This is a genomic window from Acinetobacter sp. ABJ_C5_2 (assembly GCF_044538485.1).
Lineage (GTDB): Bacteria > Pseudomonadota > Gammaproteobacteria > Pseudomonadales > Moraxellaceae > Acinetobacter > Acinetobacter nosocomialis_A.
Map to the genome: position 1 here is coordinate 69,486 of NZ_JBIUCS010000003.1, position 23,607 is coordinate 93,092.

Below are 23,607 nucleotides of genomic sequence, written 5' to 3' on the forward strand. Positions count from 1 at the left end.
CGATTTAACCTCGTTTATGGTTGAACATCTGCATTAGCCCATTTTGGAGCTGGTGGTTGATATTGTTCAAATTGTTGAAGAATATCCTCAATTTTATCCGAAGCGATCAATTTATCAGCGAACCGTGCCTGACTAAAACCTTTATCTACAGTTCCTTGAACCATTTTAAGCAAATCTTCATAAAAGCCCGCTACATTTAGAAAAGCACACGGCTTTTGATGAATACCTAATTGTGCCCATGTCCATTGTTCAAAGATTTCTTCCAATGTACCTGCCCCACCTGGTAACGCAATAAAACCGTCCGACAGATCTGCCATTTTGGTCTTACGCTCATGCATATTCTCGACGACATATAATTTTGTCAGTCCGGGATGAGCTAACTCGCGATCGACTAAAGCACGAGGAATGACGCCAATGACCTGCCCACCGGCTTGCAAAGCACTATCAGCGACAACGCCCATTAAACCTGAACGACCACCGCCATAAACGAGAGTTTTACCTTGCTTGGCAATAGTTTGACCGGTTAATTGAGCAATTTGTTGAAAGATTGGGTCTGAACCTAAAGATGAACCACAGAAAATGCAAATTGAATTCATAGTATAAAAACCGTTTTATTGAACTGTCATGCTGACAAACTAGACTATCGACAGAGTTTTTTTTTGCAAAATAGTGTATTGGCAAGTGTTTTTCGGCAAATCCTTGTCTAAAATACACCCATCAATTTCCATCAGACTGCGTGAGGAAAAAAGACACATGCTTGAAGCCTTTTATGCCACAGAACGCGGAAGTCTGGAAGATGCCACCATCAACGGTGGATTTGATCTACATCCCGAATTAGTATGGCTTGATCTAATTGCACCCTCTCAAGAAGAACAACAATGGGTCTTAGATGCCTACGATCAGAACTTACCTACACTAAAGTCCCTAGAAGACATTTCTTCTTCTGCTCGATTCTACCGCGATGATGACGGTATTTTGCATATCAGCACCTATTTTTTAACGAAAAATAAAAATTATCAGGTCGATGGAGATGCTGAAGAGTCATCACATATGCTTGCCATGGTGCAAACCGTAGCATTCATTTTACACAAAGATCGCTTATTTACATTACGCGGTGAAAAGCTCGTCGCGTTTCGTGCATTTCGTGCCCGAGCTCGCCGTAATGACTATGAAATGGACTATAAAGATCCAACTTGGATTTTATTAGGCCTACTTGAAGCAAAGCTGGATGAGCTTGCGGATATCTTAGAAGATATCCACAAGGATCTAGAAAAATACTCCACTGAGGTTCTTAACAACCATCAACGTGAGAAAATTTTAGACCTTGATGACATGATTACCCGTTTGGCACAACAAGAAGACATGCTTGGAAAAGCACAACTTTGTTTAATTGATTTACGACGTGTCTTAACGTTTTTATCTCGTCCACGTGCCTTAGGCAGTCATATCTATGATGCAGATATTCGAGAGCTCAGTGAAGACGTCCGCTCGCTTGTAGAACATGATGCGTTCTTATTCCAAAAAGTACGATTCTTACTTGATACAACGTCTGGATTCATTAACACCGAACAAAACGATACGATTCGTCGATTCTCGATCTTACCAAGTATGTTAGCGCCACCGATGCTCATCGCAAGTATCTATGGTATGAACACTGAAGTATTGCCTTTTGCTCATGGTAAAAGCAGTTTTATCGCAGTGCTATTAATTATTGTCGGCTTTTTTATTGGTCCTATCATTTACTTCCGCTGGAAAAAATGGATTTAAAGTCTGTTCTTATCCACCCATCCTTTATATAAAAAAAGCACCTAAATTTAGGTGCTTTTTTTATTTTTGCATCATCAGACCAAATGTAGATCTTCTTGCAAATGGCAAGCTTGAATGATTTTCAGCATCTTCTCTGGAACATTTTTAAAATGTAATCCAGACTTCTGTGGAGTCTGACGTAACCATTGAACTAAAACAGCCAAGGCTAACGTATTACCATGCTCAAGCTGTTTTAAATCAACAATTAGAGGAAAGCTTGTTTGCTTCTTAATAATTGCCAATCCAGCTTGGTATTGTTGTTCAGCATTTTCAAAATCGATTTTGCCTGAAACAACTAACTCTTGGTTAAGATACTGAACCACTCTTCACCTACTTATTTTTGTTTGTTCTGATTAACAGCAGCATCTGCATCTGGTTTAAACGTAGCAATTGCTTTATTTAAATCGCCACCATTACGCTTCACAGTTGCAGCAAACTGGTTGCGGAACTGTAAACCTAAATCAATACCAGAAACATTGATGTTACGGATTTTCCACTGCGAACCTTTGTCAGCCAACTGGAACGACACAGGAATTTTGTCGCCATTGTGGTTGAAGTCTAAAGTCACAACAGGGTTTTTACCTGCAGTCGCTTTATAAGGACGCATGGTGTAAGTTTGGTTTGTATACTTAGCAAATGCACTACCGTAATTCTCAATTAATGTATTACGGAAGTTTGTTTCAAACTGAGCACGCTGTGCAGCTGTACTATACTGATTTGTCGCATAAGTACCCATCACAATACGAGTGAACGCTTGCGAGTCAACATACGGATCTAAGTTCTGACGTATGATTGATTTAACCAAAGCAGGGTTGTTTTGTAACTTGGCATGATCTGTTTTTAAACGAGCAATCAAACCATCAGCAACACGCTTAATAAAATCAGGTGGTGCTTCTGAAGGTGCAGCAAAAGCTGTACCTGCAATCATAGTAGACAAAATACTTGCTGTCAGGGTTTGTTTAAACAACGTATTCACCTGGAACCACTCCTTCAAATAATCTCTTACTCAACAAATGACGGCTGTGCGCTGCTGTCAGTACTTGCAGGAGCTTTTTCTTCTGCTGAGGATGATGAACCAGCGGCAACTTTACCTGCGCCACCACCAGTAATAAATTTACTAATTAAATCTTCTAAATCCATCGTTCCTTGGGTGTTAGAAATTGTATCGCCACGTTTAAGGTAGTTAAGACCACCACCCGGTACGATTTTTAAATATTTCTCACCCAATAAACCATTGGTTGCAACCATTATATAAGCATCTTCATCAATACTGGTGATGGATGACATGTTACTGATCAGTTGCTGTTCCATTGTTTTTTGTTGCGCTGGAGTCGCTTGCGTATAATCAGAACTATAACGTAATTCGTCTAAAGCATTTTTTTGAACTTCTTTTAACTGCTGAGCATTAAAACTTGTCAGTTTTCCATCAAGGTCAAAAGTTACTGTAGCTAAACGTGTAACTGGATCAAGCGTAATTGAATCAACACGGCCAATTGTTACACCACTCATCGTTACTTTAGCACGTGGTTTAAGTCCGTTAACGTTATCAAACTGAGCTTTCATGGTGTAACCTTCGCTCAAGTTTGTACCTACCAAACCACTTACTTTCATTGCTAAAAAGAATAAAGCGATACCGAAGATAATGACAAAGATACCTACGGCCAGCTCACTAGTACGTGATTTCATTAAATCCCTCCGAACATGACCGCAGTCAACACGAAATCAAAACCTAAAACACATAATGAAGAATATACAACCGTCCGGGTCATTGCCGTTGCAATACCTTCAGGTGTTGGATCACATGCATACCCTTGGAAAACTGCAATCCATGTACAAAGTAAAGCAAATACAATGCTCTTAATGATGCCATTTACAACATCATGGCCAAATTGAACATTATTTTGCATACCACTCCAGAAGGAGCCTTCATCAACGCCAAGAAAATCAACGCCAACCATTTTGCCGCCAACAATACCAATCGCAGCAAAGATAACAGTTAACATTGGCAAACTGACTATGCCAGCCCAAAGACGTGGTGATACGATTTGCTTTAAAGGATCAACACCAATCATTTCCATACTGGCAAGCTGCTCACTTTGTTTCATTGAACCAATTTCAGCAGTTAATGCAGAACCTGCTCGCCCAGCGAAGAGTAAAGCAGCGACAACAGGTGCAAGCTCACGCAACAAGGTTAAAGACACCATAGTGCCTAGCATTGATTCACTACCCACATTGACCAATATTGAGTAGCCTTGCAATCCGAGTACCAGACCAATAAATAAACCTGATACCGTAATAATAAGTAAAGACATTACCCCTACACGATGCATTTGATAGACGAAACGCCCAAAACCGCCCGATGAAGGTAATGAAAAAATAATCTGTAAGAGCATCAGTGCCGCAACACCAATCCCTCGAATCCGCTCAATAACGAGTCTACCTAACCAGGCAATCGTATTCATGGACGAACCTCGTTATCTAAATAAGCTTGATGGCTAAACTGGTATTCAACCGGACCTTCTGCCGAGCCGGTTAAGAACTGTTTTACAAATGGCGAAGCATATTTTTGCAATTCTTCTGGCGTTCCTTCCCCTTGAATCTTTCCTTCTGCCACAACATAAATGTAATCGGCAATAGATAGGGTTTCAGGAACATCATGTGAGACAATAATGGTGGTTAAATCCAAAGCTTCTCGCAATGAACGTATGAGACGCGTTAAAACTCCTTTTACAATCGGGTCCTGCCCTGCAAAAGGTTCGTCATACATAATTAAATCTGGATCAAGTGCGATTGCACGAGCCAAAGCAACTCGTCGATTCATACCGCCTGATAGCTCAGTAGGCATAAGCTGTTCAGTTCCACGCAGGCCAACAGACTCAAGCTTTAAAGCGACCAGTTCAGCAATCAGATTTTCAGAAAGCTTGGTATGTGCCCTAATTGGAAAAGCGACATTTTCATAAACCGACATATCGGTAAATAAAGCACCACTTTGGAATAGCATTCCCATACGCGCACGGGCTGCAAACAATTCCTGACGTGACATTTGTGCAATATCTTTACCATCAAGCAAAACTTCGCCCTGATCAGGGACAAGCTGTCCACCAATCAGACGCAATAAAGTCGTTTTACCTGTACCAGATGGTCCCATAATGGCCGTAATCTGACCGCGACGTATATTTAAACTAATATTGTCATAAATGACGCGTTCCCCTCGGTTAAAACTCAAGTTTTTCACTTCAATGAGTGACTGAGTCGAGAGAGGAGTTTTATTATTCATAATGGCAATCATTCCTGCACTTTTATGCCCGCATACTATAACACTGAATTTTGGGAATCTTGTTGTAATTTTGACAAAAGCAAAAACAAGCTCATTTATAAATATGAGCTAGATTTTAAAAAGAAATTTATTGATTAAGAACTTGAAACTGATCTACGAAATGGCCAGTTAACAAAGCATACGCAAAATAGATTCCATTGCACAAAGCAAGTGCAATAAAAAGGTATGGCAAACCACGTTGAAGTAATAATTTACTCAACCATGCCAATGGAGTCTCTTTTCGCTTACTTTTACGCATTATTACAATAAATGTTGAACTATTTCACATTTTGTTATTTTATAACAAAATTGAAAAATAAAAAAGGCCAGTATGTTAACTGGCCTTTTTTTTAAATCTTTTTAAGATTAACGGTCGAATTTACGACGCGGTTTATCATCAAAACTACGACGCGGACGATCTTCACCACCGAAGCTACGTTTTGGACGATCTTCGCCACCAAACGCTGGACGCTCACCACGTGGTTTGTCGTCAAAGCTACGACGTGGCTTGTCATTAAAACCACCTTCACGACGTGGACGATCTTCACCACCGAAGCTACGTTTTGGACGGTCACCGAAACCACCTTCACGACGTGGTTTATAGTCTACGCGGTTACCACGGTTGTCATCATTTGAATCAAAACGAGGCTTATCGTTAAAACCACCTTCACGACGTGGGCGATCAGAGTTGAACTCGCGACGTGGACGGTCTTCACCACCAAAGCTACGTTTGGGACGGTCTTCAAAACCACCTTCACGACGTGGGCGATCAGAATTGAACTCGCGACGTGGACGGTCCTCAAAACCACCCTCACGACGTGGGCGATCAGAATTGAACTCGCGACGCGGACGGTCTTCACCACCGAATGGACGATCACCACGTGGTTTGTCATCGAAGCTACGACGTGGACGGTCATCACGACCACCTTCACGACGTTTGAAGTTGCTTTCGCCTTCAAAACGACGACCACCGCCAAAACCGCCACCACCACGACGACCATCACGACCACCGTTGCCGCCACGACCACGACCACCACCGTCACGACCTGAACGAGCAGGAGGTGGAGATGGCTCTAAGCCTTCAATTTCAGAAACACTTAAACGCGCTTCTAAATATTCTTCAAGTGCACGAATCTTACCGCGCTCACGATAAGTCGCTAAAGTAATCGCTTGACCAGTACGACCAGCACGACCTGTACGACCAATACGGTGTACGTAGTCTTCGTGCTTCATTGGTAAGCCGAAGTTAATTACGTGAGAAATAGTTGGTACGTCAAGACCACGAGCAGCAACGTCAGTTGCAACTAAGATCTTCGCACGACCTTCACGGATACTACGTAAACGACGGTTACGAACTGTTTGTGGCATTGCACCGTGAAGTGCAACAACTGAATGACCTGCTTCTGCAAGTTCTTCAGCCAACATATCAGTGTCTTCTTGAGTGCTTGCAAAAACTACAGCTTGATCTAAGTTTTCATCACTTAACCAGTGAGTAAGTAATTTTTTCTTGTGCTCAAAGCCATCAGTCCAATGCAATGTTTGCGTAATATCTGTATTGGTTGAATGACCTGTTTCAATTGCGATACGCATTGGATCTTTCATCATGCATGCTGCAAGACGAATAATACGATCAGCAAATGTTGCAGAGAACATTAATGTTTGTTTACGGTTAGCCGCTAATTCGCTAATTGCTTCTAAGTCTTCAGAGAAACCTAGGTCAAGCATACGGTCCGCTTCATCAACGATTAAAGCATCTACTTGGTCTAATTTAATTTGACGACGATTTACCAAGTCAAGTAAACGACCTGGTGTTGCAACAACAACTTGCGCGCCTTTTAACTGTTGGATTTGTTTAGCAAACGGCATACCACCCATGATGGCAGCAATACGAACACCTTTCATGTGACGTACAAATGCGATTGCATCTTGGCTTACTTGTTGCGCCAATTCACGAGTTGGTGAAATTACTAAAATATTCGGTTGTGTTACAGCTTTCATGCGTTCTTTGAACGGAACGAAAGTTTCTTGACCTGCCAAGTTATTTAATGTCGGCAACAAGAATGCAGCAGTTTTACCAGAACCAGTCTGGCTAGAAACTAAAAGGTCTTTACCTTCTAAAGCTGCAGGAATAGATTGTTCTTGCACAGGAGTCGGGGTAGTAAAACCTAAACCTTCAAGCGCTTGTTGTAAGGTTTCATGCAAAGAAAATTCGGCAAAAGTTTTGCTCATAGAGAGTTTCACCCTAGTGGGTGCTCCATTTTTAATAAGTACAAAATAGACATCGGCACAAAGCGGCAAAGCAAAATTAGCTGAACCTTATTATTCAGCGGCAATCCGAGTAACGACGATGTGGATTAAACGCACGCTTGATTACGGCCGAACCTGAAGAATCGCTGAGCGATCGGGGCGCAAGAAATGGTCCTCTCTATGGACAGCGTGCGCTTACAATGAATAGAACAGAATGTTCAGGTAATGAACGGAAATTTAAGTGCGTGGGCGGATTATAGCAGAAAGAATTTAAAAGTCATGTGTTTTAATCAACTTTATCGTTATTTCTACTATTATTTGTATTTTACCGATCATTAAAAAGTTAAAACCCTCTATAAAAAGAGGGTCTTAACATTGAAAGCATTTCTAAATTATTTTGCAGCTTTGTCCCAAGCAGGAACAACTGTTTGCATTAATGGCTTTAACATTTTAAGTGAACATGCAATCACTTGACCATTTTCAAGTGAATCATTTCCACCACGAGCATCAACCACTACACCGCCCGCTTCTTTAATAATAAGCTCACCAGCAGCGATATCCCATGGTTTTAAACCAAGTTCAAAGAAACCATCGAAACGACCAGCAGCAACATAAGCTAAGTCGAGAGCAGCTGAACCACCACGACGGATTTGAGCACCCGCTTGAGTCACAGCTAATAATGAAGCAAAGTGCTGCTCTGCATAAGATACGATTTCACCAGCACGTTTAGCACGGTAAGGGTGACCTACTGCCAAGAATGTATTTTCTAAGCTATCTTTTACATTTACACGAATACGGCGTTGGTTCATTACCGCACCGCGACCGCGACTTGCAGAGAACAACTCGTCACGTACAGGATCGTAAATTACGCCGTGTTGAGTAACGCCTTTATGTTGAACTGCAATAGAGATACAGAAATGAGGGAAACCATTAATAAAGTTTTGCGTGCCATCAAGTGGGTCAATTACCCAGCACCAGTCTGCATCATGGCCTTTGCCTTCTTGCAAACCGAACTCTTCACCTAAGAAGCTATGGTTTTTATAACTTTTACGTAACGTATCAATCGTTAATTGTTCTAAATAACGATCTACACGTGTTACCGGGCCATCAATGCCTTTCTCTTCAACTTGCAAATCGAGTTTATGACGATTTTGATGCGCTTTTAAAAGCTCTTGACCAACTGTTTGAGCCGCACGCGCAGCCATAACCACCATAGGTTCCATTGAACACCCACTACAATACAAATTTGAAGATTTTGACAAAGAATAATGCATAAAAGCGCATACATTTTAGCAAATGAATGCGCTTTATGGGGAAAAATGTTTCAAAAATTTTATTAAAGGCTTAAACCACCTGATTTTGCTTAAGCCAAGCTCTCTCAATTGAGTTCAAAATACCCTTAGCATCTAGACCACAATCTTGCAGCATTTGATTATGCGAAGCCTGATGCAGGAATGAGTCTGGCAAACCTAAGTTAATGATAGGTTTCACAATTTGCTCTTGTGCCATAAACTCATTTACAGCACTACCTGCACCACCCATAATCGCGTGTTCTTCAACTGTTACGAACAAATGAGTATGTTCAGCCAAGTCTCGAATCATTTGTTCATCAAGCGGTTTTACAAAGCGCATATTTACGACACGCACACCGACATCATGTTTTTGTGCAAGTTGCTCGGCAGCTTCTATAGCAACCATGACACGGCTACCAAATGCTAGAACTGTAATTTGCTCATCACTATTTGGTTTAATTTCTGCAACGATTTCAGCTTTACCTAATTCAAGAACAGTCATTTCTTTTTGAATTTCGACACCAACACCTCCACCACGTGGATAACGTACTGCAGCAGGGCCATTATAGGCATAAGCTGTATGAAGCATTTGACGACATTCATTTTCGTCTTTTGGCGCCATAATCACCATATTCGGTACAGTACGCATATAGGCATAGTCATATGCACCTGCGTGTGTTGGGCCATCTTCACCCACTAAACCAGCACGGTCAATCCCGAAAGTTACATCAAGATTTTGTAATGCAACATCATGAATAAGTTGATCGTAACCACGCTGCAAGAATGTCGAATAAATTGCAACAACAGGTTTTAGTCCTTCACATGCCATACCAGCTGCAAGTGTTACAGCATGCTGCTCTGCAATGGCGACATCAAAGAAACGTTGTGGGAATTGCTTGGCAAACTTAACCATGCCCGAGCCTTCACACATGGCAGGCGTGATCGCAAGCAAACGCTCATCTTGAGCAGCTTCGTCACATAACCACTCACCAAAGACATCGGAATACTTTGGTGGTGTTTTCCCACCTGAAGCAGCATTAATTTTACCAATCGCGTGGTAAGTAATTGGGTCAGCTTCCGCAGGAGCAAAGCCTTTGCCTTTTTTAGTATAAACGTGAACTAAACGTGGGCCTTTACGTTTTTTGAGCGCATTGAACACTTGAACCAACTGAGTGACGTCGTGCCCATCAAATGGTCCAAAATAATCAAAACCAATTGCTTTAAATAGATTATCTGCTGCATCGGTTGCTGATTGGTGTAACCGAGAGTTATAGGTCCATTTTGGATGTGGCTGAATGTAAGCCTCACCATGTTCATCTACATTGACTAAATGACCTTTTTCCCAAATTGCAGCTAAATGTTTAGCAAAGCCACCCGTACTGCAAGAAATTGACATGTCATTGTCATTAAGTACAACAATCAAGTCAGCATCATGTGCAACAGCATCGTTCATGGCTTCAAATGCCATTCCCGCAGTCATTGCACCATCACCCACAATACAAACAACTTCACATGGGTCATTTTGATAGCGGCGTGCAAGTGACATACCCAAGCCAGCTGAAATAGCTGTTGATGAATGCCCTACCCCAAAGGTGTCAAAAACCGACTCTTCTCTAGCAGGGAAAGCTGCTAATCCATTTTTTGAACGGATAGTTGTAATTTGTTCACGGCGACCAGTCAGGATTTTATGTGGATATGCTTGATGTCCCACATCCCAAACTAAACGGTCATTTGGTGTATTAAAGCAATAATGCAGCGCAACCGTCAGCTCAACCACGCCGAGGTTAGCACCGAAATGGCCACCACTCTGGCCTGCTGCATATAAAATATATTGACGCAACTCATCAGCCACTTGAACCAGTTGACTATGCTCGAGCTGACGTAATTGTTGAGGATGATCAATTGCATCTAACAATGGCGTAACAGGGCGTTGAGTTGGAATTTCGGTATACAACATATGTGGCAAAGCCTTTATAAGCCTGGCAAATCCTAAGCTGGGTCAAAATGGGTCGATCATACAATCGAATGAAGTCACCTTCAATCAGCCACATTTGCGAACGAGATCATGCAAAGCAGTCTCTCATACATTATGGGTATGGTTGGCAGATTATCCTGAATAATCTGACTATTTATCAACTATTATCGTCTTCTTTATACAAAAAAGAAAACCTTAGTGTGCAAAATGATTATGACAATTCGACCAATCTCCCAGCATTACGCTATACTTTAAACCGTTTTCGGTTAAAAGATGAGTTAATCTGTGCCTATAGAGTTCATTGCAACATCAAAACTCCCGACCGCTTTTGGTGAATTCAATATTTCTGTGTTTCAAGATCCAGCAACAGGTGAAGAACATGTGGCACTTTCTAAAGGGTTAGAAAATCCGCCAACAGGCCCTGTTTTAGTCCGTGTACATTCTGAATGTTTAACAGGTGATGCTTTTGCATCATTAAAATGTGATTGTGGCCCACAACTACAAGCCACTCAAAAACTCATCAATGAAGCAGGACAAGGCGTAATTTTATATTTGCGCCAAGAAGGTCGTGGAATTGGTTTAACCAATAAAATTCGTGCTTATGCCCTACAAGATCAGGGACACGATACCGTAGATGCCAATTTACTATTGAATTTACCTGCCGATGCACGTCGTTACGATATGTGTAGCATCATGCTCGACCACTTAAAAGTAAAAGAAGTAAAGTTAATTACCAACAATCCTTTGAAAATTCAGGCACTCAAAGATCAGGGAATTAATGTTGTAGACCGTGTACCGTTAACCGTAGGTCGCAATCCTTTTAATGAGCAATATTTAAAAACTAAACGTGAAAGAATGGATCACCTTTATCAAAAAGATGATTTTTGATTTCAAGGGTAAAGTTTAAAAGCAATGTTTAAGGGATTTTTTCAAGATTTAGAAAAAATCCCTTACTTTTTTTATGGTTTTATGTTTTGATGTATTTAATTTATATCAATCATCTTTGAGGGTCATTATGCAACATCCGACTTCCACAGATATTCAACGTGTCCGCGAATTTCTCCTCGATTTACAAGCCCGTATTTGCGCTGGTTTAGAACAACAAGAAAAAGCTGGCGGTGGTACGGCAGAATTTATTATTGATGATTGGGAACGTCCAGAAGGTGGCGGCGGTCGTTCACGTGTGCTGCAAAATGGCACAGTGATCGAAAAAGGCGGTGTGATGTTTTCTCACATCAACATTAGCAAACTTCCTGCATCTGCTACTGAACGTCACCCTCAAATTGCAGGCGCTAAAGCTCAAGCACTCGGTGTTTCTTTAGTTATTCACCCTAAAAACCCAAATATTCCAACTTCTCATGCCAATGTCCGTTTATTCGTTGCAGAACGTGAAGGACAAGATCCGATTTGGTGGTTTGGCGGTGGTTTTGACTTAACGCCATTTTATCCAGATGACCAAGATGTTTTAAATTGGCATCAAGCTGCTTATGACCTATGTAAACCTTTTGGTGACAATGTTTATGCTGAACATAAGCAATGGTGTGATGACTACTTTTATTTAAAACATCGCGATGAACAGCGCGGTGTCGGTGGTCTATTTTTTGATGATTTAAATTGCTGGGATTTCGAAACTTGCTTTAAATATATTCAAGCTGTAGGCAATGGTTATTTAAATGCCATTTTGCCAATTTTCGAAAAACATCGTGAACAGCCTTATACCGAAGCTCAACGAGAATTTCAGCTTTATCGCCGCGGCAGATATGTTGAATATAACCTCGTGTATGACCGTGGTACTTTATTTGGTCTGCAAACAGGCGGCCGTATTGAGTCGATTTTAGTGAGCTTACCTAATTTAGCTGCATGGTCGTATCGCCCTGAATGGGATGAAGACTCACCAGAAAAACGTTTAACTGACTACTACTTAAAACCTCGTGATTGGTTAGGCTTAAAAGAAAAAGTCGCTTAATTTTTTGTTTTGGAGATTCTTTGGCTTCCACCCTAAAGGATCTCCTTTTTTGTTTTCAACTTTTCTTACACTCACCCAATATTTTTTCTTGTGCCAATTTGACTTATAGTGATGCCTGCTGAATATTCAGTATAGGCTTTATCTGCTTCATGCCATTTTAAAATTTTGGATACAAGAATGACCAAACAGTTTGCAGTAATTGGCAACCCGATCGAACAATCACGCTCTCCTGAATTGCATCATGCTTTCGCTGAAAAAACAGGTGTTGATCTAAACTATCAAAAACGGCTGGCTTCTCTCGATGGTTTTGAATCGAGCATGCGCAGTTTCTTTGCAGAAGGCGGCAGTGGCATGAATGTTACTGTTCCGTTTAAAGAGCAAGCTTTTGCTTTATGTGATGTGTTAACTGAGCGTGCTCAAATTGCTAAAGCTGTAAATACGTTATGGATGGAAAATGGCAAATTGCATGGCGACAATACTGACGGTCAAGGCTTAGTCGCCGCAATTCAAGCTTTAGATTGGAACTTACAAAATACAACTATTTTAATTTTAGGAGCTGGTGGTGCAACTCGTGGTGTCATTTACCCTCTGGTACAGGCTGGCGCTAAAAAGATCGTTATTGCCAACCGAACCCTCGCTCGTGCAGAACAACTTGTAGATGACTTAAAAACAGCAGTTCCACAAGCCCAATTACAAGCAATTTCTTTAAATGATTTAGACGGCGATTTTGATATTGTAATTAATGCAACTTCTGCAAGTCTTTCAGGTGATGCTTTACAACTTCCTGAAAAATTACAGTTCAAATATGCGTATGAAATGGCTTATGGCAAACCTTCTAGTTTCCTTGATCAAGCCAAGCAACGAAATGTGCCTTATGCTGAAGGTTTCGGCATGTTAGTTGGTCAAGCGATTGAAGCTTTTTATATTTGGAATGGTGTAAGACCAGACTTAAAAGATTTCTTATAAACAAATAAAGAACCTACATCAAGTAGGTTCTTTATTTATCTTATTTACTATTTTTTAGCAGCAACCATTTGCTTATAAATATCTCGGAAAATTTCATAATCAATAAATTCATTATGTTCAGGCTTTAACTTCTGAATTGTTTTTTCCGTAAGCTGTTGTTTACGAGCAGCTACATAGACATTCCCTAAAATATCAGCTGTTTCTGATAACAAATGCTTTTCTTCAGAAGAAACACCGTTTTGTTTTTCAAATTCTAACTGATACTGTTTTGAGAAAAGTTGAGCTGGCTGTTTATATTGTTTCTGTAGTTTCTGCCAAGCTTCACGCCCTGCTTTACCTTGTATAGTCTCTATTACAATATGATCTACAGCACGACCTAATTCATGATCAAACTGCTCATCTTGCTCAAGATGATGCTTTTGCTGTAAAGCTGTAATACGTTCTAAAGCCTTTCCTTGAGGATTATAAGTATCTTCCTCAGAGAACCAGTAAGCATAAACCTCAGCAATTTCTTGTAGCTGTTGAACAGAGTAATACTTAATATATGACGGTTTTTCGGCAGTCAATTTGGCAATAAATACTGCTTTATAAGTTTTGTCATAAGCATGCGTTGCATCATAGGTTTTATCTGCAAGTACAGCCAGATTTGTATCTAAATCTTGTACATCACTATGTGTGTCTACTGGATGTTCTAACACATCCCCTTGACCAAGTTTTTCTCCAAAGCCTTTAATAAAGTTTTCTAGTATAGAGCCTTTACTTGCTTCAGCTACAGACTTGGCTTGTTTAAGCTGCTGTTGATCAATTGAAGTTGCTTTACCGTAGTTTAAAATTTGCATATCAGCTTTAATATTAAAGCTGTGTTTAAACTCAGCTGGCGTATAAGCAACATCATAAGTCATGTTCACTGCACGACCTTTGTCATCTAAAGCCACATCAATCGTAATTGGATTTCTTTGCTTCGGTAAAGCTTGTTCAATCTCGGTCTTATGTTTTAACCATAAAGCTTTGAAAGCTTCATCATTGATAAACTGGTTTTGATTATAAGCTTCAAATGTTTGTTTTAAAGCATCTTGGCGAGATTGGGCTTGAACTTTTTCAGCACTTGCAGCGCTCTGGTCTAGCATATCAATGCCATAAACTTGGCAATAATTAATATCACCCAAAGCAACAGGTTTCTTCAGTGATTTTAATTCAATACATTGATCTTCAGTGAGGGTTACAGAATCTTCAGCTTGTGCTTCTTGTACCTCATCTGCTGCTGCTTCACTGACATCCTCGTCTTCAGAAGCTGATACTTCCTCAGCTTCAGCTTCTTCTACTTTAGGGTATTCTTCACTTTCACTATCCGATGAAAGAACTCCTTCAAAATGTGCATTAATTAAACTATAAAGCTCCTGACTCACAGCTGAAGCATCATCAGAAGAAATTTTATGGTCCTCTTGTGCTCCACCCTCAGAATCTTCATTCTCCTCAGCGGAAGTTACATCTTTACCAAATACTTCATCAATTTTTTTCTCATCAGCTCGTGAAACATTTTGCTGAAGATACTTTTTATTTACGAGGGTATAAAGATCAACTTCCATAAAGAATTGTTCGACCGTCGTATTTAAACGAATCTTTTCAACTGCCCCGACCTTACGGTCAGCCTCTGTTAGAGGCACTCGTTGTAAGTTTTGTGGTTCAGCCAAACGATAAGAAACTGCACTAGAAGCTTTAAGATATTCAACAAGCTTCTTCACATCAACGTCTTTTAAAAGATCTTTGTATTTTGAAAAATCAAAATAAGTCAGATTATTTTGACTTTCTTTATTAACTAAATATGGCATTAAAGCAAAATAATTAACATAAAACTTATAATTTTCTAGATCAACCACCATTGGCAATTTTGCCTGAACCAATAGCGTTGGTTTTTCATATCTGGCAGTCAGATTAAATGAACCCATTTTTTGACGATAATGAATTGAACCATCATAACTAAACTGAAGATCATTTATTAAATTAAATAAAATTGTATTAAATTTTTCTGAACCTGCCGATGCGTTTAAACCTAAATCATCTTGTTGATTTATAATAGCTGCATATAAGGCTTGTTTCTGCGCTTTACTTAAACTAACTTTTTGCTCATGTAGATATTGATCAACTTTCTTTTGTAATTCAGCATCAAGCTTAGGCGTATTTTCAGCTTTTGAGTTTTGCTTTATTTGTGTCGGGTCAACTGTGATTTTAAAGTTTCCGCGATAATCATAACTTGGATATTCATATATCGCATTAACGCTTCGAATGGCTTTTTGCTCTAAATTCGCAGATGTCACTTGTGGCCGCACACTGTGTTGTGCACATGCCGTCAAGCCCAAACTAAATAAACATAAACTTAGATATTTTAAATGCATAACCTTTTTTAAAACCTTATTACTTTATCTTTTCAGCAAAACTTGCTAAAAATTAATTGTTTTTTCACATAAAAGTATAAGGCCTGACTTTAACAGAAAATATAATTTCAGGTATATCTATTTTCGACAAAATTCGCTTTTCTGACATTTTTTTCGAGTGTGATTAACATTGTATTTTTATCATGCGAGTGAATAATCAAATCATCGATTCAGATAATCCCACAATGATTCAAAATTAGGATTAAAGCCATGCCAGCATATAAAGCTCCCCTACACGATATCCGCTTCTTAATGAATGAAGTACTAGACTACCCTGCTCACTATAAAACTTTATCAAATGGTGAAAGTGCAGATCCAGATACTGTAGATATGATTCTTGAAGGTGCGGCCGATTACTGTGAAAACGTACTGTCACCACTTAACCAATCTGGCGATGAAGAAGGTTGCCATTTTGACAACGGCGAAGTAAAAACGCCAAAAGGTTTTAAAGAAGCTTATGACCAGTTTGTAATGGGTGGCTGGCAAGGGCTTTCTTATCCTGAAGAATTTGGTGGTCAAGGCCTGCCAATGTCTTTAAATCTGATTAAATCAGAGATGATGGGTACTGCAAACTGGTCATTTACCATGTACCCGGGTTTAAGTTCAGGTTGTATGAACACTATTTTGCAATTCGGTACAGATGAGCAAAAACAAACGTATATGCCTAAACTTGTTGAAGGTACATGGAGCGGCACAATGTGCTTAACCGAACCTCAATGTGGTACAGACTTAGGCCAAGTAAAAACTAAAGCTGAACCTCAAGCAGATGGTACTTACAAAATCACGGGTACTAAAATCTTTATTTCTGCTGGTGAACACGATTTAACTGAAAACATTATTCACATTGTGCTTGCGCGTCTTCCAGATGCACCAGCGGGTACACGTGGTATTTCTTTGTTTATCGTACCTAAATTTATGCCTACAGCTGATGGCGGTGTTGGTGAACGTAATACAGTGACTTGTGGTTCAATCGAACACAAAATGGGTATTCGTGCGTCTGCAACTGCTGTACTCAACTTTGACAATGCAACAGGTTACCTGATTGGTGAAGTAAACAAAGGTTTACATGCAATGTTTACCTTCATGAACACAGCGCGTATCGGTACTGCGGTTCAAGGTATTGCACATGCTGAATTATCTTTCCAAGGTGCTCTTCCATATGCTAAAGACCGTATGTCTATGCGTGCCCTTTCTGGTAAGAAAGATCCAGACAAAGTTGCTGATGCAATCATTCACCATGCAGACGTACGCCGTATGCTTTTAACTCAAAAAGCAATCGCTGAAGGCGGCCGTGCAATGATTTACTACGCTGCGCAAATCGCTGACAAAATGACAGATGCGTTAACACGTGGTGATCAAGCTGCTTTTGAAGACTACGATGACAAACTTGGTTTCTATACACCGATCTTAAAAGGTTTCTTAACTGAACTTGGTTTAGAAGCTGCTAACCACGGTATGCAAGTTTATGGTGGCCATGGTTATATTAAAGAATGGGGTATGGAGCAAATCGCACGTGATGCACGTATTGCGACCTTATACGAAGGAACAACAGGCGTTCAAGCTCTCGACTTAATTGGCCGTAAAGTGTTGTTAAGTTCAAAAGGTAAAGTAGTACGTGAATATACTGCTGAAATCTTAAAATTCTGTGCAGCTCACGCACGTAATAAATACTTACGTCGTTTTGCTTGGGACTTAACTAAGCTTTGTGCGCAGTGGAATACGTTAACAGTTCGTATCATGCTTGCTGCACGTAAAGACCGCGACATCGTATCTTCTGCTTCTGTAGATTTCTTGATGTTCTCAGGCTATGTCATGATGGCTTATTTCTGGGCACAACAAGCTGTGGTTGCTTCTGAAAAATTAGAAGCAGGTAACGGTCAAGAAACTCCTGAGTTCTATAAAGCAAAAATTAAAGTTGCTGATTTCTACTTCGACCGTTTATTGCCACGTGCACAAGGTCATGCAGAATCAATGGTGACTACGTCTCGTACACTTACTTCATTACCAGTTGAACACTTTAGTTTCGACTATTAATAATAAGTAAGTATTAAAATCAAAAGAGCGCAATATAAATTGCGCTCTTTTTTATTAAATTAAAATTAAATTTATTCTTTATTAAGTACATAGGCTTTTGTGGGAACAAAATAGTTTTGTTCTAGAAATTCACGATTTTTACCATAATCGCTGTAGAACAACTTCTCTAAATTTACGATTAATTTTTGTTTTGAAATAATATTAAAGTAGAAATTAACATCTGATGTTGGACATTGAATCTTTAACTCATGAGCATCAGAATCAACTTTCCATGTCAAAGAAGGACATAATTGATTGATGGCTGCACTTTTTGCACCGTCTTTATTACTAATTCGGCCAAAATGAATAACATTCCAATACGCAGTACCATCAGGTAATAAATTTAAAATATATTCTGCTTCACCTGTTTCACAATCGGCAAAATTATCTTCACACGAAATACGAGTATGGTAGCGACCCGCATATTGTTGATCTGTTTCAGATAATTTCGAAGTCTTATCTTGCACACCATCAGGCAAGAAAGTTCGTCCCGCGGCATCATCCAAAGTTTTAACCACAGTAGTACTTTTAACTAAACTATCTTCATGTTTAGAGGTCGTTGCTACCGCTGAGTGATCCTTAGAATCGGCATGATTTGCATCACAGGCACTCAGTCCCATACATAAAATGGCAACCAAACCCAAATGTTTCATTAAAAGACCAGATGACTTCAAAGATATATACATCATTTACATACAACAGCAATGCTACAGTTCAAACTAGGATTCAAGAACGATCTCATCACTACTACAAACACTTTCAGCCCCGAAAGAGTGCATTTTAGTTGATGTTGCTTTCATTCATTTAAACCATTTACATATTTTAACTATTTTTAGTTTTACCAGACTTTAATTTGCTAATTTTGACGCCATATTTCTATTAACCAAGGGAAATCAATATCCCTTGTCATTTATATATTTGAGGAGAATTACATGACCAATTCTGGTTTATATCGCTCGAACCGACAAAGCATGATCGCCGGTGTAATGGGCGGTATTGCTGAACGTTTTGGTTGGAACGCAAATTTATTACGCATTATTTTCGTATTGGTTTCGGTAATGAGTGCGGCTTTCCCAGGGATTTTAGTCTACTTGGTTTTATGGTTAGTCATTCCTAAAAGACAACCTGAACAAGTGCAAGGTTATCAACAGCCTGTTCGTACTGTACGAGAAGAACAAATACATTAAATAACTTAGTTTATTTTGGTCGCTACGGTTGCATCCCCTAATCAACCGTAGCTTTTTTTATTTTAAAAATTATAGCTTTCGATTTAACTGTTGCTGTAAAGCCGCGATCATATCTGCACGACTAATCATTCCTATAAGCTTACGATCTTCAACAACAGGAATGTAGTTAAACGACTTTTCAACAAAGTATGGCACTAAATCTTGAATAGGTTGGGTTGGTAGTACAGTAACCACTCGACGACTCATGATCTGCTTTACATAGTGCTGCCAAGAGTTTCTTGGGTCAGCTGCGCCTTTAAACCACTCTACGACTTCATAGAGCGCTAAAGTTCCCACTAAATGGTTTTCTGCATTGACCACAGGTAAACTCATGAGATTCTGCTGTTTAAACTTATCTAATGCCTGATGAATATCGTCATTTTCATGTAGTTTAATCACATCACGACTCATAATATCCTGACAGATATATTGATTTACCATGCGCTCATTGGCATGTTCTTGCGCTTCTAAAATGATTTTTTCTAAATCGTACTGACTAATATCTAGTAATTCTGTGTGATGCTCTAATGCATACTCAATATCTTTTGGCTGAATTGATACTTTTTGAGTGGGAGTTGGATCTTTACTACGCTCATTTAAATGTGCAGTAACCGGATAATGTCGCCCAATCAATCGATTAAAAAATACAGCAAAACCGAGTAGAAGCAAAGAGTTGAGTAAAACTGGATAAAAAACGAAATAAAAACCTAATTTATGAATGGCAGCACCACCTAGTACAGCCGTAATTGCGACTGCTCCACTCGGCGGGTGTAAAGAGTCGGTGGTCATCATTAAAAAGATGGCGAGCCCAACAGCCACACTAAAAGCTGTAGTTAAATCAGGAATCCACTGCGCACAAGCAACCCCAATAATTCCGGCTAATGTATTACCAACAATCACATTCCAAGGTTGAGCCAACGGACTGGTTGAAACTGCAAATAATAAAACAGATGAGGCGCCCATAGGCGCGATGTACCAAGCATTAATTCCGCCAAGAACATACCAACTAATTAAGGAAGAAATTGCTAAACCACATAGTGCTCCAATACCGCAAAGCAATCGCTCTTTTAGTGGTAAAACCTTAAAATTCGGCTTTAAAATCTGTAACCATTCTCGCTGTATAACACTCACAGTACACCTTAGGGGATATGCCGTTATTTATAACGGGCAAAAGTATACGCCCAAAGCCACATAAAGTGCATTTAAATTATATCTTTTAAATATCAGAAAACTTGTTGAACGTATTCTTACTATTTTAAAACTTTAATATTCAATTAGTTTTTCATTCAAATAACGCCAGTACCGTTTCGGCAAATACTGCACGTGGAGTTTGATATTCTGACGTTCTGTAATATTTACACTCTTAAAATAATCTTTCCAAAGCTGATCATACAAAACTTCCTGCTCATCTAACTCAAGCTGAAAACTTTGACTCATGCCATTTTTTAAATTACGGTCAACTTCAGAAGCTTCGAGTGAAACTTCATGTATTTCACGTAAATCATAATAAATTCCAAACTTACGTTGCTCATCATAAATGAGCCAACGCTGATCTTGATAACGCCGTTTAAAATGCGGCTGGATAAGCGGTAAAACATTAAAATCAGGACGAACCAGACTTAAAAAAAGCTCATCTTTAGTTTTCTTAAACCGAATAAAAGCCTCCATTCTATGCTTTTCTCGCCCGACTTTTTTCGTCCACTGCGCAATCGCTAAAACACTTGGGTGCGAATAATCTTTTTCTACAGACGAATGACTACTAAACACATAAATACAATAATTAAATAAATGCTGATAGGCATCTAAAGATTCAGATAAATAAGCAAAATAAAATTGTTTTAACGAAGAGGATGAAAGCTTTTTTTGTAGCGCAGACCACACACGTTCGGCATGTTGCTCGTTATTTGCAACCTCAATTTTATCGGCAAATAAGCCATGTTGAGCCGCATCATTTAAACAGAGCCTGACCTGTAATTCTTTAAATTGAAATGCACGAAAAACACAGCTTAGCAGCCCAACCATTGAACCATCAAAATAGTAAGCCACTTCCTCATTAAACATGGCTAAAACCCAAGGCTTAATTGTGGCGAGAGTTGCTGCACATATTTCGAAGATCCCTGCGTTAAAATTTGCTGTCGAATATAGCCAGAAGATAGTTCCTTTTGGAATTTTGGACTGTCTTCACAGCGAATAAAGTATTTTGCACGCTGGTAGGCCACGCCTAGTTTTTTAAGTAAATCGATATGAATTTTTCCAAAACGGCGAGCCTGCACAATTTTCTTGGCCGATTTCACTCCAATGCCCGGTACACGCAAAATCATTTGATAATCTGCACGGTTTAAATCTACCGGAAACTGTTCGGGATGCCTCAAAGCCCAGCTTAGTTTAGGGTCTACATCCAAATCTAAATTTGGATGTTTTTCATTGACGATTTCATTGACTTCAAAACCGTAAAAACGCATCAGCCAATCGCTTTGATAAAGCCTATTTTCACGAAGTAACGGCGGTGCAGAACCCACTGCTGGCAAGTAATTATTTTCGGTATTAATTGGGATATAACCCGAAAAATAGACACGTTTGAGTTTAAATTCTTTGTAGTGCTTGTCTGCCATAAACAAGACATCTTGATCTGACTCTTGATGTGCCCCCACTACCATTTGAGTGGTTTGCCCTGCTGGTACATATTTCGGTACATGCTTAATGATTTGCCGTTCATCTTTAAGCTGAATGAGCCTGTCACGGACCAAACCTAAATCTTTTTGTACTTCCTGATGTGATTTTTCTGGCGCAAAAGTTTTTAGTCCAATTTCGGTCGGCATCTCTAAATTAATACTCATACGATCAGCATATAAACCTGCTTCATGAATCAGTTCAGGCGATGCTCCCGGTATGGTTTTTAGGTGAATATAGCCATTAAAGTTTTCTTCAAGACGTAACTTTTTAACCACTTGGAGCATACGCTCCATCGTATGATCGGCCGATTTAAAAATGCCAGAGCTTAAAAATAACCCTTCAATATAATTACGGCGGTAAAAATTAATGGTTAAATCTACGACCTCTTGCACCGTAAATGCCGCACGCTGGACGTCGTTAGAGCGACGTGAAACACAGTAGGCGCAGTCAAAAATACAAACATTACTAAATAGAATTTTTAAGAGAGATACACAGCGGCCATCTTCAGTATAGCTATGGCAAATACCCGAATGACTGGCATCCCCCAGACCTTTATCTTTGTTTTTACGGTCACTGCCACTTGATGAACAAGACACATCATATTTAGCAGCATCAGCAAGAATCTGTAGTTTTTCCCGAATGCGATCAGACATATCAAACGACTCATTTGTGGCATCGTTTAGAAAATATCATTTCGCATTCTTAAATTTAATCTAGTAAAGTACGCTCAGCGTCATGAGATGACGTTTAAAATGAACCAGCTTAATTAACGTATTCTTCAAGCTGCTTTACACGCTTTTCATACTCTTGCATTGGGCAATATGAATACATCGGTGAGCCAATGTATGAACCTGCATTATTACACTCCTGATCTACATAGGCTTTCCAAAGTCGCTGAGATTTTAAAATATCTTGGTAACGTTCTGGCTGTTTGTATTCTTCGCTTTGTGCACGAATTTGATCAATCAGAGCAACTATTTTTTCTTCATAAGTCTTTTTAGCTTGTTCAGAACAACTATACACGACCATATTATTAATACTTTCAAGCTTCATTTCTTTAATGGTCTGGTCTACACATTGATTGTATTCATCTTGCTCATCAGTTTCGGTTTGCGCGTAAAGCCATGGACTACAGAAAAGGCTGGATAAAACAATAAGTTTGCAGCAAAATTTCAACATAACTTCTTCTCAGTTCTATAATTTTTAATATGCTTCAATATAACAAAAAAACGATTATTCATGCACTTGCGCTTGCACCCATACCATTGCTGAGTTTATCTGCCTTAGGGGTCATAATATTAAATGCTGAGTTCAACCTTTATTCGATTGGAGTTATTTTTCTAGCCCACTTCTTATTTTATTTACTTTTTTATGGCCTTCTGGTTATTCCTTTCGCATATATCATTTCCTATTTTCTCGCTCGTAAAAATCGTTTAAATCTGATGAGTATTTTCATCAGCGCAACTGCGATATGGATTTTGATTAGCCCTATTGCACGTTTGTTTTTTGTCGGGTCATTCCCGTCTCCTTGGTGGAATATTTATAAGATTTACAGTTTTTATCTCATGATTTTATTTACCGGCTTTTGCTACTGGTTAAGCTTGAAATGGCTAAGCCGAAAACAAATAGGCTAAT

General features: G+C 39.4%; 22 protein-coding genes. 7 read left to right on the forward strand and 15 right to left on the reverse strand.

Annotated features, from left to right (window positions below):
* Window positions 1-14: 14 nt before the first annotated feature.
* Complete coding sequence (locus ACH8JV_RS05410; protein ID WP_004705346.1) at window positions 15-596, reverse strand: TIGR00730 family Rossman fold protein; 582 nt, start codon at window positions 594-596, stop codon at window positions 15-17.
* A gap of 157 nt (window positions 597-753) precedes the next feature.
* On the opposite strand from ACH8JV_RS05410, the gene ACH8JV_RS05415 reads away from it, so the two are divergent.
* Entirely contained in the window at window positions 754-1,767 is a 1,014-nt protein-coding gene (locus ACH8JV_RS05415; protein WP_004705344.1) for a magnesium and cobalt transport protein CorA, read from the forward strand.
* 74 nt (window positions 1,768-1,841) lie between these two features.
* Here the strand turns inward: ACH8JV_RS05415 and ACH8JV_RS05420 are convergent, their stop codons facing one another.
* From ACH8JV_RS05420 to dxs, 8 genes are all read right to left on the reverse strand, one after another.
* Window positions 1,842-2,129, reverse strand: coding sequence for a lipid asymmetry maintenance protein MlaB (locus ACH8JV_RS05420; RefSeq protein WP_000250997.1), 288 nt, complete (start codon window positions 2,127-2,129; stop codon window positions 1,842-1,844).
* 11 nt (window positions 2,130-2,140) lie between these two features.
* Complete coding sequence (locus ACH8JV_RS05425; protein ID WP_396520061.1) at window positions 2,141-2,782, reverse strand: phospholipid-binding protein MlaC; 642 nt, start codon at window positions 2,780-2,782, stop codon at window positions 2,141-2,143.
* Window positions 2,783-2,808: 26 nt separating this feature from the next.
* Window positions 2,809-3,492 carry an outer membrane lipid asymmetry maintenance protein MlaD gene (locus tag ACH8JV_RS05430; protein WP_263614667.1) on the reverse strand — a complete coding sequence of 228 codons (684 nt, stop codon included), beginning with the start codon at window positions 3,490-3,492 and terminating at the stop codon, window positions 2,809-2,811.
* Window positions 3,492-4,268: a lipid asymmetry maintenance ABC transporter permease subunit MlaE gene (gene mlaE, locus ACH8JV_RS05435; RefSeq protein WP_004705340.1), complete on the reverse strand. Its 777-nt coding sequence runs from the start codon at window positions 4,266-4,268 to the stop codon at window positions 3,492-3,494. The genes ACH8JV_RS05430 and mlaE overlap by 1 nt, the downstream gene beginning before the upstream one ends.
* The gene (locus ACH8JV_RS05440) at window positions 4,265-5,083 is read right to left on the reverse strand and encodes an ABC transporter ATP-binding protein (protein ID WP_263614668.1); all 819 of its coding nucleotides are present in this window, start codon (window positions 5,081-5,083) and stop codon (window positions 4,265-4,267) included. Before ACH8JV_RS05440 ends, mlaE begins: the two co-directional genes overlap by 4 nt.
* A 405-nt stretch (window positions 5,084-5,488) precedes the next feature.
* Window positions 5,489-7,351, reverse strand: a complete 1,863-nt coding sequence (locus ACH8JV_RS05445) for a DEAD/DEAH box helicase (RefSeq protein WP_311069750.1) — start codon at window positions 7,349-7,351, stop codon at window positions 5,489-5,491.
* A 410-nt stretch (window positions 7,352-7,761) separates the two neighbouring features.
* The gene (locus ACH8JV_RS05450) at window positions 7,762-8,592 is read right to left on the reverse strand and encodes an inositol monophosphatase family protein (RefSeq protein ID WP_000433617.1); all 831 of its coding nucleotides are present in this window, start codon (window positions 8,590-8,592) and stop codon (window positions 7,762-7,764) included.
* Between the two features lie 121 nt (window positions 8,593-8,713).
* Window positions 8,714-10,618, reverse strand: coding sequence for a 1-deoxy-D-xylulose-5-phosphate synthase (gene dxs / locus ACH8JV_RS05455; RefSeq protein ID WP_396520063.1), 1,905 nt, complete (start codon window positions 10,616-10,618; stop codon window positions 8,714-8,716).
* Between the two features lie 303 nt (window positions 10,619-10,921).
* On the opposite strand from dxs, the gene ribA reads away from it, so the two are divergent.
* The 3 genes from ribA (at window position 10,922) to aroE (ending at window position 13,568) form a co-directional block, all read left to right on the forward strand.
* Window positions 10,922-11,524, forward strand: a complete 603-nt coding sequence (ribA, locus tag ACH8JV_RS05460; protein WP_001121170.1) for a GTP cyclohydrolase II — start codon at window positions 10,922-10,924, stop codon at window positions 11,522-11,524.
* A gap of 127 nt (window positions 11,525-11,651) precedes the next feature.
* On the forward strand, window positions 11,652-12,602 hold the full coding sequence (hemF, locus tag ACH8JV_RS05465; RefSeq protein WP_004884608.1) for an oxygen-dependent coproporphyrinogen oxidase: 951 nt from the start codon (window positions 11,652-11,654) through the stop codon (window positions 12,600-12,602).
* Window positions 12,603-12,779: 177 nt separating this feature from the next.
* The gene (gene aroE, locus ACH8JV_RS05470) at window positions 12,780-13,568 is read left to right on the forward strand and encodes a shikimate dehydrogenase (RefSeq protein ID WP_396520065.1); all 789 of its coding nucleotides are present in this window, start codon (window positions 12,780-12,782) and stop codon (window positions 13,566-13,568) included.
* 47 nt (window positions 13,569-13,615) lie between these two features.
* Here aroE and ACH8JV_RS05475 read toward each other — a convergent pair whose 3' ends face one another.
* Window positions 13,616-15,961: a hypothetical protein gene (locus ACH8JV_RS05475; RefSeq protein ID WP_396520067.1), complete on the reverse strand. Its 2,346-nt coding sequence runs from the start codon at window positions 15,959-15,961 to the stop codon at window positions 13,616-13,618.
* Window positions 15,962-16,210: 249 nt separating this feature from the next.
* Between ACH8JV_RS05475 and ACH8JV_RS05480 the strand changes: the two genes are divergently transcribed.
* The gene (locus tag ACH8JV_RS05480) at window positions 16,211-18,034 is read left to right on the forward strand and encodes an acyl-CoA dehydrogenase C-terminal domain-containing protein (RefSeq protein WP_174747979.1); all 1,824 of its coding nucleotides are present in this window, start codon (window positions 16,211-16,213) and stop codon (window positions 18,032-18,034) included.
* A 71-nt stretch (window positions 18,035-18,105) separates the two neighbouring features.
* On the opposite strand, the gene ACH8JV_RS05485 is transcribed toward ACH8JV_RS05480, so the two are convergent.
* Window positions 18,106-18,753: a hypothetical protein gene (locus ACH8JV_RS05485; RefSeq protein ID WP_396520353.1), complete on the reverse strand. Its 648-nt coding sequence runs from the start codon at window positions 18,751-18,753 to the stop codon at window positions 18,106-18,108.
* 252 nt (window positions 18,754-19,005) lie between these two features.
* Here ACH8JV_RS05485 and ACH8JV_RS05490 point away from each other — a divergent pair, with 252 nt between their 5' ends.
* On the forward strand, window positions 19,006-19,260 hold the full coding sequence (locus ACH8JV_RS05490; RefSeq protein ID WP_002052345.1) for a PspC domain-containing protein: 255 nt from the start codon (window positions 19,006-19,008) through the stop codon (window positions 19,258-19,260).
* Window positions 19,261-19,329: 69 nt separating this feature from the next.
* On the opposite strand, the gene ACH8JV_RS05495 is transcribed toward ACH8JV_RS05490, so the two are convergent.
* From ACH8JV_RS05495 to ACH8JV_RS05510, 4 genes are all read right to left on the reverse strand, one after another.
* Window positions 19,330-20,430, reverse strand: coding sequence for an HPP family protein (locus ACH8JV_RS05495; RefSeq protein ID WP_396520069.1), 1,101 nt, complete (start codon window positions 20,428-20,430; stop codon window positions 19,330-19,332).
* Window positions 20,431-20,562: 132 nt separating this feature from the next.
* Complete coding sequence (locus tag ACH8JV_RS05500; protein WP_396520071.1) at window positions 20,563-21,360, reverse strand: TIGR03915 family putative DNA repair protein; 798 nt, start codon at window positions 21,358-21,360, stop codon at window positions 20,563-20,565.
* Between the two features lie 2 nt (window positions 21,361-21,362).
* Window positions 21,363-22,625, reverse strand: a complete 1,263-nt coding sequence (locus ACH8JV_RS05505) for a putative DNA modification/repair radical SAM protein (RefSeq protein ID WP_343568770.1) — start codon at window positions 22,623-22,625, stop codon at window positions 21,363-21,365.
* A 109-nt stretch (window positions 22,626-22,734) separates the two neighbouring features.
* Complete coding sequence (locus ACH8JV_RS05510) at window positions 22,735-23,151, reverse strand: lysozyme inhibitor LprI family protein (RefSeq protein WP_004711766.1); 417 nt, start codon at window positions 23,149-23,151, stop codon at window positions 22,735-22,737.
* Between the two features lie 29 nt (window positions 23,152-23,180).
* Between ACH8JV_RS05510 and ACH8JV_RS05515 the strand changes: the two genes are divergently transcribed.
* On the forward strand, window positions 23,181-23,606 hold the full coding sequence (locus ACH8JV_RS05515) for a hypothetical protein (protein WP_396520073.1): 426 nt from the start codon (window positions 23,181-23,183) through the stop codon (window positions 23,604-23,606).
* Window position 23,607 lies beyond the last annotated feature (1 nt).

Bases quoted from the DNA above. Each gene is read 5' to 3' on its own strand.
- ACH8JV_RS05410 (WP_004705346.1), bottom strand. From the start codon at position 596: ATGAATTCAATTTGCATTTTCTGTGGTTCATCTTTAGGTTCAGACCCA.
- ACH8JV_RS05415 (WP_004705344.1), top strand. From the start codon at position 754: ATGCTTGAAGCCTTTTATGCCACAGAACGCGGAAGTCTGGAAGATGCC.
- ACH8JV_RS05430 (WP_263614667.1), bottom strand. From the start codon at position 3,492: ATGAAATCACGTACTAGTGAGCTGGCCGTAGGTATCTTTGTCATTATC.
- mlaE (WP_004705340.1), bottom strand. From the start codon at position 4,268: ATGAATACGATTGCCTGGTTAGGTAGACTCGTTATTGAGCGGATTCGA.
- ACH8JV_RS05440 (WP_263614668.1), bottom strand. From the start codon at position 5,083: ATGAATAATAAAACTCCTCTCTCGACTCAGTCACTCATTGAAGTGAAA.
- ACH8JV_RS05445 (WP_311069750.1), bottom strand. From the start codon at position 7,351: ATGAGCAAAACTTTTGCCGAATTTTCTTTGCATGAAACCTTACAACAA.
- ACH8JV_RS05450 (WP_000433617.1), bottom strand. From the start codon at position 8,592: ATGGAACCTATGGTGGTTATGGCTGCGCGTGCGGCTCAAACAGTTGGT.
- dxs (WP_396520063.1), bottom strand. From the start codon at position 10,618: ATGTTGTATACCGAAATTCCAACTCAACGCCCTGTTACGCCATTGTTA.
- hemF (WP_004884608.1), top strand. From the start codon at position 11,652: ATGCAACATCCGACTTCCACAGATATTCAACGTGTCCGCGAATTTCTC.
- aroE (WP_396520065.1), top strand. From the start codon at position 12,780: ATGACCAAACAGTTTGCAGTAATTGGCAACCCGATCGAACAATCACGC.
- ACH8JV_RS05475 (WP_396520067.1), bottom strand. From the start codon at position 15,961: ATGCATTTAAAATATCTAAGTTTATGTTTATTTAGTTTGGGCTTGACG.
- ACH8JV_RS05480 (WP_174747979.1), top strand. From the start codon at position 16,211: ATGCCAGCATATAAAGCTCCCCTACACGATATCCGCTTCTTAATGAAT.
- ACH8JV_RS05490 (WP_002052345.1), top strand. From the start codon at position 19,006: ATGACCAATTCTGGTTTATATCGCTCGAACCGACAAAGCATGATCGCC.
- ACH8JV_RS05500 (WP_396520071.1), bottom strand. From the start codon at position 21,360: ATGTTTAATGAGGAAGTGGCTTACTATTTTGATGGTTCAATGGTTGGG.
- ACH8JV_RS05505 (WP_343568770.1), bottom strand. From the start codon at position 22,625: ATGTCTGATCGCATTCGGGAAAAACTACAGATTCTTGCTGATGCTGCT.
- ACH8JV_RS05510 (WP_004711766.1), bottom strand. From the start codon at position 23,151: ATGTTGAAATTTTGCTGCAAACTTATTGTTTTATCCAGCCTTTTCTGT.
- ACH8JV_RS05515 (WP_396520073.1), top strand. From the start codon at position 23,181: ATGCTTCAATATAACAAAAAAACGATTATTCATGCACTTGCGCTTGCA.